The organism is Spirulina sp. CCNP1310, from assembly GCF_034932185.1.
Classification (GTDB): domain Bacteria; phylum Cyanobacteriota; class Cyanobacteriia; order Cyanobacteriales; family Spirulinaceae; genus Spirulina.
This window is the reverse complement of the sequence record NZ_JAYGHW010000001.1, coordinates 36,115-48,975: the sequence shown is the minus strand read 5'-3', so window position 1 is coordinate 48,975 and position 12,861 is coordinate 36,115. Positions and strand designations below refer to the sequence as shown.

Sequence of the window (12,861 nt, the reverse complement as noted above, 5' to 3'; positions counted from 1 at the left end):
AAGCAAGTTGTTCACCAACAATAAGCTTTGTCAATATTTCCTGACCTAAGCTTTGCTTTAAAGTTTACTTTTTTTAATCAAAAAAATATAACAATTAATCTTTAAGCAATACAGGGTTAACCTTATTAAACATCCCTTAAATTGAAATTGATGGATTGGAGGTTAGGAGGTAAAGCTATGTTAGTGATTGTAACGGTTTTATTGTTCATGGCGGTGAACTGGTTTGGGTTTGAGTTGTTAACGGATTTGCCCCTGTGGGCGTTTCGGCAGTTGGGGCTAATGGGGTGGTTGGCGTTAGGATTGATCGGGCTGGGGGCGATCGCCGCCTGTTTTGGTGAAGACCCATAACCCCCCTTCCGGTTTACCCAGGGGGCGCGGTGAAAACGGAAACCAGCCCTGATCCTGCTAAACCCTTTGAGCCTGAATGCTGAAATTCCTCCTGAGTCTGTTCTTGATCCCCTGTGCCTTGGCAATCCCTGCCGATGCTCAACCCCTGAACCCTGAAGACCTCAACCTCGATCCGGAACTGGTGGAATCTAGTCCGGTCTTGCAGCGGTGGCTAGAGGAAATCCCCGATGTGGCTGAAGAGATTCGCGAAGATCCGGCCTTTTTGCCCCGCGTGCGCCTCGGTTATCATCAATTCCCCTCAACAGATGATCAGGGCGGCTGGTGGGTGGGGGTGGAGGATGTGCGATTGGGGAACAGTCGCGCCACGGTGAGCGGCGTTTATCAGGGGTCTTGGTCGGGCGATCGCACCACCTGGGGGGGAGATCTGCGCTACTATATGCGCCCCTTGGGGCATTATTTCAATGTGGCCCCTGTGGTGGGCTATCGCCACATGACGACCCAAGGGCGAGAAATCGATGGGGTGAATGTGGGGGCAAAGGTGCAGGTTGCTCTATCTCGCACCGGGGCCGCTGATTTATCGCTGCAACAAACCTTTGTCAATCCCGGCCAAACCGATGAAGTGGGGATCACGACCCTCAGCCTTGGCTATGCCCTCACTCGGCAATTGCGTTTAACGACGGAGATTGAAAAACAAAATTCCCCGATTCGGAAAGATAGCCGCGTTGGTATCGGTTTGGAATGGCTCTTGGATTAAAGGGGTTGGAATTGCGACGGATCCGGTTCGGTTCTACCCCCCTAGGTTGCGTTGGAAAACGAGTAAAGTAAACCTGCAAGCGTCTCGTGGGCTTTATGGTGATGCAATCGCAGGGATTCCCCACCCTCAGTCAAATTGTGGGACAGAGTGAACCGTTGGATTTTCTCCAAGTCGTGGCTGAGGGAGAGAGCAGTTCCCCATGCCCAGGGGAGGCAGAATGGTCAGCGGCGATCGCTGCCCTCAATCACCTTTTACTCAACCTTTTAGCCGCCTCCCCTCGCCCCTGTGCCGGTGTAGTTTTAGCGGGGCCGAACCCTGTCCTCCATGACCCTTACCTCCTCACCCAATTGGGCATTGGCTTATTCCGCCCCCGTTCCCTTGAAGATATTGCCCTCGCCCATTTCCAACTCCCCGCCGCCGGAGCCAGCAAACCTCTCACCGTGGCGCAACAGGAATACCCCCTTGTTCCCCATGATCCCATCGTTGAGGAACAGTTTTGCCTGGTGTGGACGGAGGCGATCGGCGTGATTTTGGTATTGGGGAAAGATGGAGAGGGGCGATCGCGCTTTTATTTTTCCTTTAATCCGGAAGTTTTGAGCCAAGCTTGGCAGGCATTGCGATCGCGCCTCCGCCTCACCAGCCCCCATCAGGTGGCCCCCTTAGATCGCCTCATGGAGCAATACCAGCCCCCTAACCCGGATTACCGGCTGTTAACGGCGTTCTATCGCCTCATGCTCAAGCAATTGCCCCATCAGGCCCCACCGCCACCTGCTCCAACAATTCAAATCCAGCCCACCCCCGCCCCTACCGCTGAGGTGGAATTACTCCAAGCCCTCACCCACGAAGTCCGCACCCCCTTAACAACCATTCGGATGCTGACGCGATTACTGTTGAAAAAACGCTGCACCTTTACCGAAGATGTGGTGAAGCGATTGGAAACCATTGATCAGGAATGCACCGATCAAATTAACCGCATGGAATTAATTTTCCGGGCCACAGAATTAGAATCCCAACCCGATGAACCCCAAAGTTTAGGGCAGTTAATCCCCATTTCTTTGCAGCAAATTATTCAACAACACACCAGCCAATGGCAAAAGCAAGCCCAACGGCGCAATATCACCCTCGATATTCTTTTACCCGAAGAATTGCCGACAATTATTAGTCATCCTGCCATGTTGGCCCAAGTGTTAACGGGGTTAATGGAGCGGCTTACCCGTAGCCTCCCCACGGGGGAAGCGGTGGCGGTGCAGGTGACGACGGCGGGGAATCAGTTAAAGCTGCAATTGATGTCTCAAAGCACATCATTATCGCGATCGCTCAAATCCCTCGGCCAATTGTTAATGTTCCAACCGGAAACGGGGAGTTTGAGCCTCAATTTGGATGTGACGAAAAACCTCTGTCATGCCATGGGGGGTAAGTTGACGGTGAAGCAGCGGCCAAAGGCGGGGGAGGTGTTGACGATTTTTCTGCCTTTAACCAGTTATCGCCTGCCGGTGAAGGATTAGTTTTTATGTACTAATCGTGAACAGAAACCGGGTTGCTTGGTTCCTTGATTACTCAAAAATTTCTGCTGCTAGGAGTTGACCCTTGACTCGTTCATATTCATCTTCAAGGAGCCATTCTTGGGCAGTTTCATAGTTGGGGTGTGTGCTGATGAGTTGATAGTCAGCGGCAGGGTTGAAAATTTGGCAAGTACCATCGTGATCACTGACGAGCATGAGAATTTTAGGGGGAAATAGAACGGGGTCAACCCAAAGTTCGAGAAATTTCCAGAGTTTAGCTTGTTCTGCGCGGGCCGGTGCGTGGGATTGCATGGTATTCACCTGTTGTTTTAATAATTTTGATTTCGCCGTAATACTACAGTGGAATTTTACTTTCGTCTGCTTTTATGATGTAGCCAATGGCTTCTGAGAAGTAGAGTCCGTAGCGTTCATAGTCATCATCTTGATTGTCTGTGCGTTCTCCCCTCTCAATAATAATGCTTGTGACTCGCTCCAAGGTTTCAAGATCATTAAAGACGTGGGCTTTACCTTCTTTCCGTAACAATCGTTGTACTTGGGTTGTTCCAGGCAAATGGCGGTAAATGAGACTGATGCGGGGATCTGGGCAGATATCTCGATTAATGCCGCTCATTATCTAAACAGTATCGTTTCATGAGTGATGAGAAACCGGGTTGTGGGGGTGGGTTGGTTGCGGATATTTTAGCAAAAACCCGGTTTTTGGGTTGGGTTAGGGGGTGGCGCGATCGCTCATAGAAGTCAAGCCGGAATTAATGCTGACTTCACAGATTGAGGCCGATTGAGACACAAATCATACTGAGCTTGCAAATTCATCCAAAATTCGGGGGTGGTTTGAAAGGCTTGGGACAACAGCCAAGCGGTTTCAGGGGTAATCCCGCGCTTCCCGCGCACGATTTCATTGACCCGTTGGGTCGGAATTTCGAGATGGGCGGCCAGAGCCGCTTGAGTCAGTGCCAAGGGTTGCAGAAATTCTTCTAACAGAATTTCGCCGGGATGGGTGGGTTGTCGATGACTGGGAAGCATAGGAATTACGGTGTTTTAGTGGTAATCATCAATTGCAACATCCACCGCCCCAGACTGCCAGCGGAAGATGATGCGCCATTGGTCATTGATCCGAATGCTGTAAAACCCTTTTAAGTTACCTTCGAGGGGTTTTAGGCGGTTGCCCGGTGGGACTCGCAAATCAGTTAGCTCTTGGGCCGCATTCAGCATATCCAGTTTACGATAAAAACTCGGGAGCTTGGTAGCCCCGTCTCTTTAGAGCGGGGCGGAAAAGCGACTCGGCGGCTTTAGCCGCAATGACTATGATAGAATGGCATCACCTTCTCTATGACCCAAATGAAAGGGGCTTAACATCCCGTGAGGGCAGACTTGCATCATGCAGAAATGTCGGTAGCAAAGACGTTTCATTGGCGAGAGACAAAAGGTAGTGAAAGGAAAATAAGTAAAAGGAAGCCTTCGGGCAACCTATAGAGGCGTATTTGACTTCGCCTAAGAGTCCGACTTGTCGGAAGTTCTGAAATCCCTCCAGGGAATCCCCGTCTCTTTAGAGCGGGGAGTAGTCAATGCCTAGATGCAGCGTGGGGGAGCTACCTTTCTATCCAGGAATGGGTGTGCTGGAAACGTGGTGTCTATTTGGGAAACTCCAGGGGAAAGGTGAGCGGGATAATCGGTGTTAAAGTATGGATCGCCCCTGTTTATGATGCCCACCCATGGGCAAACCTAGAGAAACCCTTGTCAACAATCCCCAAGCTTGCCCCTACTTCAGCAACGGCAACACCCAGGCCAGCACCATACTCACCAAAATCATGATTTCCAACGCTAACATTGTCGTCATCGGCTGAAACCATTGCAGCCAATTCCCCTGTTGCACCGCCGCCCACTGTTGGGAAAGATGGGTGGGCCAATGACGGGGGCTATCTTGATCCCGAAATTGGGGGGTGAACATCGAGAGGAGGAGCGGCGTGCCGCCCACCTTGGCGTTGAGCAATAGATGGAGGGCGATCGCCCCCACCATCACCAGCCAAGAAATCAAATGGGCATAGTACCAACCCGCAGTTAAGATGCCACGGGGCAACCAAGTTTCATCCATCATTTTGCCGCTGAACAGGGCAAAGGCTAAGGCCACCAAGGCGAGGGTATTGCCGCCACGATTGAGGGTGTACCACCAAATCGGTTTGCTCCCTTGGGTCAGCTTCTGGAAGGAATCCGGTTGCAACAGCCGCCTTTGCCCCCGATGGAAGGCATAGATCACAAAGGCGGGAAAGATCAGCAACGTCCATAGTCCGAACGTGCCATGGAGGGCCTCAATGGGGCGATAGGTGGGCAGCGTAATGCCACCCCAGCGACCATCGTAGGTGTCGTAAGTCCAATAGGCGGTAAACAGGGCTGCGAACAGGGCGAGGGCTGTACCGCCATGCAAGAGCCGCAGCAGTAGGGGTTGATAGGGACGGGTGGGGGCAAGCTTGGGGGACATTTTTAAGCTTTTTTAAGTTTTGGGGCGGGTAAATTGCAATTGTAGCGCAAGGACAATCAGGCCTAGGGCGGCAATGCCCAAAACCGCCGTTGCCAATGTGGAAACCCCCATTACCAACGTGCGCACCGCAACGGCAATATTTGCCGCCGTCGCGTTCACTGTGGGCAGCGGTTTACTCGCAAAGGCAATGATGATTTTTTGGGTGAGGAAATAGAGGGCAGTGGCCAGGGAGCCGGCGATCGCCGCACCCGTTAAACAGCGGAGGGGAGTGGTGGGGGGTTGTTCCGTCATGGTGTTTTGTGGGGGATGGGGGCCAGGTTGCGGACGGCAGGGCCTTCGAGCCTTGAGCCGTCCCCTCTCTCCATTTTTGCCCATCCAGGCAGGGATTTCTAGCGCTGCGCCCTCAAAGGAGGCCATTAAAGCTCAAAATCTTCGTGAAACGCTTGCCGGGTTAAGGGTTGGCGAATCATTAATCCTTCCCCCCCCAATACTTCTAAAGGTTCCGATTCCACCGCTAACCAGACGGGTAGATTGGGATCGAGGCTGGTGGCGGTGTAGAGGATTTGGGCAACTCTGCCGGTCATGGAGGTGGTGCCGCCGCCGCTGGTGAAGTCCGCAGACAGGTCAACGTGAACGCCGTCGGCTTTGACTTCAATGCCCCGTAACCTTGCCTCTGGGGGGATGGTGGTGCTATGGGCGGCATCTTGGGGGCCATCAAGGAGGGTTTCGAGGGCGGTGGTGAGTAGGATCTCAGGATTGTTAGCCTCGGAGCCGGTGGGATTGAGGGGTTGGGGAACCAGTTCGAGGCGATCGCTCTCCCTATCCAGCCAATACACTTCCGCTGCGCTGGCTTGAACGGGGGTATCCGGTTGCAGCGCTGGGGAGGGGGGCGTGGTGGCGGGGGCGGTAGGGGTGACGGGGGGTTCAGTCTCCACACCGGGATCGCTGTCATCACTGGGGAGGGGGGTGGCGGTGGTGTCGGGGGTGGGGCTGGGTTCCGGTGCTGGGGTGGAGGGGGTGCAACTGCTGAGGGCGATCGCACTCACGCACAGCCCACAACTCAGCCAAAGGGAAAGGGGGCGACGGTAAAACATGGGGGGAATTCTCCTGAAAGCTTAGGGGGTGAGGCGGACAAAACCTGCAATGGCTAATTGTTCAGACTCTATTTTTAATTGTAGGATGCGCACGAAAAGCCCCTGGCGCTCCAAACTGGTTAAATCAAAGGGGCGTTGGAGATTTTCAAGGGCGATCGCCTCCACAAAGGGGGGTAAGCGGTTGCCATTCAGGGTCAGTGCTGGCTCAACGAGGGCGATTTGATGGCCCTCCTCCACCGCTAAAGCCCCCGCCAAGGCCACGACAATCGTCTCCTGGGAAGATTTCACCGTGGCGGTGACTTCCACCCGCCCCGTTTCGGTAAAATTAACCGCCAGATCCCCCAGTTGATACTGTTCCCCCGGACTCAACCTCGCCCCCAACCGCGTCACCACCCCCTGCAACCGTTCTTGAAATTCCGGCGCAGCAAGAGTGGCATTGAGATCATCCTCATGGATGACAAGACGGGTAGCGGCATTGAGGGGTTGGCGCAAACTGGCGCGGGGATTGCCACCGCGCCGGAGGGTGGCTAAATCCACAGAGACGGGATCAGTTTCTAGCTCTAGGGTGTGGAGACGGAGATAGGGCGTGAGTTGGAGGCCAGCGGTGGCGAGGCGGATGCGATCCACTTTGCCTTGCAGGACTTGATGGTTGGGGCGGTTATCCACGCGCACGGTGATCGTCTCGCTCCCGGGGAGACGGTTGTGGAGTTGGCTTTCAATGACTTGATCGAGAATTAACCCAGTGGGGCCAATGCCCGCCAATAAACCGGAGAGTAAAACGGTGAAAAATTCCATGGGCGATCGCCTTCCTTAATAACATTGCTGCCAATGCCCGACTAATCGGGCATCTGCGTCGCTAACACCGTCTGCACAAAATTCTCCAACTGCTCCGGAGGGCAGCATTCAATTAAGCCCCGATAGGCATCGAAGAGCCGCGCCGCCCCATCCCCCAAGAGGGGACTCAAGCCCCACACATCCTGTACCCAATCCTCTGGGTCAGTTTCGGCAAAAATGAGGCGATCGAGAATCTGAACGGCTTCAGTTTTAGTCATGGCAGGGCAAAAAATCCACAATCTAACTTAACATTCCCTTTCCAGTTCAGGCAAAATCATAAATTCCCCCGTTCCATCCGGCTCAAAGGGAAAAACTTGCACCACAGCATCCAGATTGAGGATACCGTAGAGGTGGGGGAAAGTTCCCTCATTGGGGAGGGTATCGGCTTGGAGGGGGTGGTGGGTGCGATCGCCATCAATTTGCAACAACACCAAACCCCGCTGACCGTTAAAAAAGCGGTTCGCCGTTAAAATTACCTGGTCTAAATAGGAACAATGGATAAACCCTTCCGCTTGTAGGGATTCATGATCATAATACCCTAGTTCTTGGGCCTGTTCCCAAGCATGGCGAGTGGTAATGTGAAACACCGTTTGCATCGAGCCAATCGCCTCAAAAAAAGATCATCGTGTTGACAGTGTAGTTCACACCCTGGCCCCCCATACTCCCAACTTATCATCAGGTCAATTTTATGGGTTTTCTTGATTTAACCGTTGGCATGGTGGCGATCGCCTGCCTCACCCCCACCCTCACCCTCGCCCAAACCATCACCCCCGCCCCCGATGGCACCGGCACAGCGATCGAATACCAGGGCCAAACCTACCGGATTACCGGCGGCACCCAGGCCGGCGCGAATCTCTTTCACAGTTTTCAGGATTTTGGCTTGAATGCCGGGCAAGTGGCCCAGTTTTTAAGCCAACCGGGGATTGAAAACATTTTAGGGCGGGTGACGGGGGGCAATCCTTCAGTCATCCAAGGCATTTTACAAGTCAGCGGCAGCAATGCCCATTTATACCTGATGAACCCGGCGGGGATTATTTTCGGGCCGGGGTCAAGTTTAGATCTATCGGGCAATTTCACAGCAACGACGGCGGATCGCATTGGTTTTGAGGGGGGTTGGTTTAATGCCTTTGGCCCCAATAATTACAGTGGCTTAACCGGCAATCCTCAGCAATTCGGTTTCCTGCAAACTGCGCCCGGCAGCATTATTAATTCCGGGGATTTAATCACATCAGGGAATCTCTACATTTCCGCCGGAACGATCCTCAATACCGGCAAAATCGAAGGCAAACACGTTATTTTGGCCGCCGTACCGGGTCAAAGTTTGGTGCAATTGGCCCAACCGGGGATGCTATTGCGTTTGGAAGTGGATCGTACTCAAGTACAAGCGGGGATTACAGCGTTAGATCTACCCACATTGTTAACGGGATCAGGCGTTGATCTGTCGGTAGCGGTTCCGCCGGGATCGGTGGTGATTACAAATACTGTGGCTGGGCAGACGGTGGATTTGATGGCGGCGGAGCGGGTGCGGCCCTCGGAACCGAAATTGATCCGCACGGGGGACGGAACAGGTCATCATCCAACGGTGGTGTTATTCCCGGAAAATCTGCAAGATCCCTTGAGCGTGACGATGATTGATAGCCGTGTGGATCAGCCTGATGATCTGCTCTATGGCGGCAACCGTGGCACAATTTCGCGGCTGATTCCGCCGGGTACAGAGGGGGTGGGGGAGATTACGGCAACATTGGCGCGGGTGACTAGCCCGATTGATAAGTTAAAGATTGTCGCTGAGGGTCATCAGGGGAATATTTGGCTGGGTCAAACGTGGCTCAATGCTGACAATATCCAGGATTATCAAGGGGCGATGGAGGCATGGGGGGAACAGTTGGGGCCGAATGGGGCGCTGTTCATTTACAGTTGTTTTACGGCGTTGGGGGCGATTGGGGAAGGTTTTGTAAATACCCTTGCGGATTTAACGGGGGTAACGGTTGCTGCTTCGACGAATGCGACGGGAAGCGCAAACTATGGAGGCGATTGGAATTTAGAATATCAGACGGGAAATGTTGATGGGGATATGCCCTTCACCCTTGAAACATTGAGTAATTGGGAGGGTAAGTTAGCAACGCTAACTGTCACTAATGCTGATGATGCGGGCTTTGGGTCTTTGCGGGAACGCATTGCAGCAGCGAGTGTAGGAGATACGGTGATTTTTGATACGGCGCGGACGGTGACGTTAGGGGGAACTGAAATTAGTTGGGCAACGGATAATCTCACCATTGATGGTAATGGCTCAACGGTCAGTGGCAATAATGCCTCACGGGTGTTTTATACAACTGCAACCACCACAACATTTCAAAATATCACGATTACAGGAGCAAATGGAGGTGAAGGTGGCGGCATCCTTAGCCAAGGAAACTTAACACTGAACCATGCCAATGTTTCTAGTAATTCCGCACAACGCGGCGGGGGCATTTTCAGCCATGGAACCTTGACGCTGATCAATTCCACTGTTGCTGATAATTCTGCCCATGGCCCCGGCGGGGGTATTTTTAACCCTGCACCATCAGGCACGATAAGCACAACGGTCATTAATTCTACTATTTCTGGTAATTCGGCCAATGGTGGGGGTGGTGGGCTTAACGCCAACGGAATGGTAATTATAAACGACTCTATTATTATTGGTAATTCAGCACGGACTGATGCTGGTGGAATTTTCAGCCAAGGAGGCGCAACGCTGACCAATTCCGCTGTTTCTGGTAATTCCACTAGTGGCCCCGGCGGTGGGATTAACAGTGCTGGAACTGTGACGTTGATCAACTCTACTATTTCTGATAATTCAGCAAATAGGGACGGGGGAGGGATTGTCAACATTGACCCAGTAGGAGCAGTGACGCTGACCAATTCTACGGTTTCTGGTAATTCTTCATTTCAGAACGGCGGCGGTATTTTCAGCAATGGCACTATAACACTGACCGATTCCACTATTTTTGGTAATTCGGCAAGTAGCGGCGGCGGGATTAATAGTACCGGCATGTCAGGCGTGACGCTGACCAATTCTACGGTTTCCGGTAATTCTGCGATTGGAAGGGGTGGCGGGATTAATAGCAATGCAGAAGTAACATTGACTAATTCTATGGTTTCTGGCAATTCATCAGGAACTGATGGGGGTGGGATTTATAGTATGTCAGGTGTGACGCTGACCGATTCTACTGTTTCCGGTAATTTGGCAGATTGGGGCGGCGGGATCCAAAGTAGTATAGGTGTAATGCTAACTAATTCTACGATTTCGGGGAATTCTGGAGTAAATGGCGGTGGCATTCTAGCTCCAGTGGTGACACTAACCAATTCTACGGTTTCTGGTAATTCGGCCAATGAAAGAGGGGGTGGAATTCTCAACAATGGAGCAGTGACGCTGACCAATTCTACGGTTTCTGGTAATTCGGCTAACTCAGATGGGGGCGGGATTTGGAGCAATGGAGCAATGACGCTAACCAATTCTACTGTTTCTGGTAATTCGGCTACTTTTACGGGGGGCGGGATTTACACCCTTGGAGTAGTGACGCTGACCAATTCTACGGTTTCTGGTAATTCGGCTACTTTTACGGGGGGCGGGATTTGGAGCAATGGAGAAGTGACGCTGACCAATTCTACAGTTTCTGGTAATTCGGCTAACTTAGATGGGGGCGGAATTTTCAGCGATCGAGCAGTGACACTGACCAATTCTACTGTTTTTGGTAATTCGGCTAATTCTGGAGGCGGGATGCTCGTCACCTTTGAAGCAGTGACGCTGACTAATTCTACTATTTCTGGTAATTCAGCATCTTCCCATGGTGGTGGGATTGAAAGCTTTGGAGCAGTAACGCTGAACAATTCAACGATCGCCTTTAACACCGCAGGAACCCTTGGCGGAGGACTGTCATTTAGTGGGAACAACCCCCACAGCATTAACAACACCATCAACAAAACCATTATCGCCAACAACACCGCTCCAACCGGCCCCGATGTGGGCATTTGGTCAGATACACACACCTTCAACATCAGCCATAGCCTCATCCTCGACACCAGCGGCATGAATGCTAACGGCAGCACCGGCATCCCCACCAACGGCGTAAATGGCAACATCGTTGGCCTTGACCCCCTCCTCGGCCCCCTCCAAAATAATGGCGGCCCAACCCAAACCCATGCCCTCCTCGCAGGTAGCCCCGCTATCAACGCCGGAAATAATGCCCTCACCACCACAGAAGATCAACGGGGTCAGCCCCGCATCTCCGATCTGATTGTTGATATGGGAGCCTATGAACTGCAAGTGGTACCCCCAGTACCCCCAGTATTGCCCCCAGAACCTCTCCCAGAAAACCCAGAACCCCTCTCAGAAAATCCCCCCATTCCTAACGCAACTTCAGAAGGAATTTGTTTCCCTGATTGTGAACATGAAGAACCATCAGAAGCAGCCGTCGAATTTGTTGAACAGCTTCAACTTGATACATCTGAACGAAGCCCTTTAGATGTCGGTGTAGAAAACATTGAGATACAAATTACCCAGGAATACCAAAATTATTTAGGAGTAGATCCTGTTCCCGAAATGACATTGACTGAAGCCCAAGATATGCTTCAGCGGATTGCCAAACAAACCGGCCAAACCCCCGCCATCCTTTACATCACCTTTGTCCCTACAGGTTTAGAAACCAGCGAAAATTTAACAGACTCGCTCCTCGCCAGTGCCGCTCTCGACGACCCCTTCCCCCTCGCCCAACGGAGCATTGTTCCCGCAGAAACCGACGAACTGCAATTAGTCCTTGTCACCCCCACCGGCACACCCATTTTAAAACGCCTCCGGGTCAACCGTCGCCAAGCCACCGCAGCCGTCTCCCAATTGGCCCGCGCCATCCCGCGCACATCCGGGCGTAGTTACCTCGAACCCGCCCAAGAACTTTATAATTGGCTGATCGCCCCACTGCGATTAGAACTCACGGATTATCAAATCGATCACATTGGCATCATTGCCGATACCGGCCTGCGCTTCATTCCCTTTGCCACCCTCCATGATGGGGAACGCTTTTTAATCGAACAGTATAGCGTCGGCCTCATGCCCAGCCTCTCCCTCACCGAACACACCTATCAATCGATTCAAGGTTTGCCAGTCTTAGCCATGGGCGCTTCAGAATTTACCGATCAAGCCCCCCTTCCGGCTGTTCCCCTGGAATTGAGCATCATTACCGAGCAAGTTGGCACAGGGGAAAAGCTGATTAATGAAGACTTCACCCTTGAACGGTTAAAAGCTGCCCGGGCCGAGCATAGCTACCGAATTGTTCATCTGGGAACCCATGGGGAATTTAACCCCGGTAGTCCGGCAGATTCCTATATTGAACTGTGGGGCGATCGCCTCACCCTCGATCGCATCCGCGAACTCAGCTTAAACAATCCCCCCGTGGAACTCTTGGTTCTCAGTGCCTGTCGTACCGCCTTGGGGAGCAACGAAGCAGAATTAGGTTTTGCCGGGTTTGCCCTCCAGGCCGGCGTAAAGTCTGCCTTGGGGAGTCTGTGGTATGTCAGTGATTTGGGAACCTTGGGCCTAATGAGTGTATTTTATCGACAGCTACAAACGGCCCCCATCAAAGCCGAAGCCCTCCGCCAAGCGCAATTAGCCATGATACAGGGGGAAATTCACCTTGATGGGGTTAATCTCGTGAGTGGTTCCCAAAATATTCCCCTCACTCCCGAGTTAGTTGCTTTAGGCCAAGTAGATCTTTCCCATCCCTACTATTGGAGCGCCTTCACCCTGATTGGCAGTCCTTGGTAAAGGAAAGCTAACCTAAAACTTGATCCCCTCGCCCATTT

At 52.4% G+C, this 12,861-nt stretch carries 13 protein-coding genes and 1 pseudogene; 4 read left to right on the top strand and 10 right to left on the bottom strand.

The window, feature by feature from the left end:
• The first annotated feature begins 177 nt into the window (after window positions 1-177).
• From VB712_RS00215 to VB712_RS00205, 3 genes are all read left to right on the top strand, one after another.
• The gene (locus VB712_RS00215; protein ID WP_323250902.1) at window positions 178-348 is read left to right on the top strand and encodes a hypothetical protein; all 171 of its coding nucleotides are present in this window, start codon (window positions 178-180) and stop codon (window positions 346-348) included.
• A gap of 76 nt (window positions 349-424) precedes the next feature.
• Window positions 425-1,102, top strand: coding sequence for a hypothetical protein (locus VB712_RS00210; RefSeq protein ID WP_323250900.1), 678 nt, complete (start codon window positions 425-427; stop codon window positions 1,100-1,102).
• Window positions 1,103-1,197: 95 nt separating this feature from the next.
• Window positions 1,198-2,607, top strand: a complete 1,410-nt coding sequence (locus VB712_RS00205; protein WP_323250898.1) for a HAMP domain-containing sensor histidine kinase — start codon at window positions 1,198-1,200, stop codon at window positions 2,605-2,607.
• Between the two features lie 48 nt (window positions 2,608-2,655).
• On the opposite strand, the gene VB712_RS00200 is transcribed toward VB712_RS00205, so the two are convergent.
• The 10 genes and pseudogenes from VB712_RS00200 to VB712_RS00155 all read right to left on the bottom strand — a co-directional run bounded on the left by VB712_RS00200 (window position 2,656) and on the right by VB712_RS00155 (window position 7,622).
• Window positions 2,656-2,916: a hypothetical protein gene (locus VB712_RS00200; RefSeq protein WP_323250896.1), complete on the bottom strand. Its 261-nt coding sequence runs from the start codon at window positions 2,914-2,916 to the stop codon at window positions 2,656-2,658.
• Window positions 2,879-3,235: pseudogene (locus tag VB712_RS00195) on the bottom strand (DUF6972 family protein). The gene VB712_RS00200 and the pseudogene VB712_RS00195 overlap by 38 nt, the downstream one beginning before the upstream one ends.
• 125 nt (window positions 3,236-3,360) lie before the next feature.
• Window positions 3,361-3,645 (bottom strand): HigA family addiction module antitoxin, encoded by a 285-nt coding sequence (locus tag VB712_RS00190; RefSeq protein ID WP_323250893.1) that lies wholly within the window; start codon window positions 3,643-3,645, stop codon window positions 3,361-3,363.
• 15 nt (window positions 3,646-3,660) lie between these two features.
• The gene (locus VB712_RS00185; protein WP_416236209.1) at window positions 3,661-3,840 is read right to left on the bottom strand and encodes a type II toxin-antitoxin system RelE/ParE family toxin; all 180 of its coding nucleotides are present in this window, start codon (window positions 3,838-3,840) and stop codon (window positions 3,661-3,663) included.
• Window positions 3,841-4,381: 541 nt separating this feature from the next.
• Entirely contained in the window at window positions 4,382-5,098 is a 717-nt protein-coding gene (locus tag VB712_RS00180; RefSeq protein ID WP_323250891.1) for a cytochrome b/b6 domain-containing protein, read from the bottom strand.
• A gap of 12 nt (window positions 5,099-5,110) precedes the next feature.
• Entirely contained in the window at window positions 5,111-5,389 is a 279-nt protein-coding gene (locus VB712_RS00175) for a DUF3082 domain-containing protein (RefSeq protein WP_323250889.1), read from the bottom strand.
• A gap of 125 nt (window positions 5,390-5,514) precedes the next feature.
• Window positions 5,515-6,192: a GerMN domain-containing protein gene (locus tag VB712_RS00170; RefSeq protein ID WP_323250887.1), complete on the bottom strand. Its 678-nt coding sequence runs from the start codon at window positions 6,190-6,192 to the stop codon at window positions 5,515-5,517.
• 21 nt (window positions 6,193-6,213) lie between these two features.
• Window positions 6,214-6,987: a DUF2993 domain-containing protein gene (locus tag VB712_RS00165; RefSeq protein ID WP_323250885.1), complete on the bottom strand. Its 774-nt coding sequence runs from the start codon at window positions 6,985-6,987 to the stop codon at window positions 6,214-6,216.
• Window positions 6,988-7,028: 41 nt separating this feature from the next.
• A complete protein-coding gene (locus tag VB712_RS00160; RefSeq protein WP_323250883.1) occupies window positions 7,029-7,244 on the bottom strand; it encodes a hypothetical protein in 216 nt (71 codons plus the stop codon).
• Window positions 7,245-7,271: 27 nt separating this feature from the next.
• Window positions 7,272-7,622 carry a DUF952 domain-containing protein gene (locus VB712_RS00155; RefSeq protein WP_323250881.1) on the bottom strand — a complete coding sequence of 117 codons (351 nt, stop codon included), beginning with the start codon at window positions 7,620-7,622 and terminating at the stop codon, window positions 7,272-7,274.
• A 92-nt stretch (window positions 7,623-7,714) separates the two neighbouring features.
• Here VB712_RS00155 and VB712_RS00150 point away from each other — a divergent pair, with 92 nt between their 5' ends.
• The gene (locus VB712_RS00150; protein WP_323250879.1) at window positions 7,715-12,823 is read left to right on the top strand and encodes a CHAT domain-containing protein; all 5,109 of its coding nucleotides are present in this window, start codon (window positions 7,715-7,717) and stop codon (window positions 12,821-12,823) included.
• Window positions 12,824-12,861: the final 38 nt, after the last annotated feature.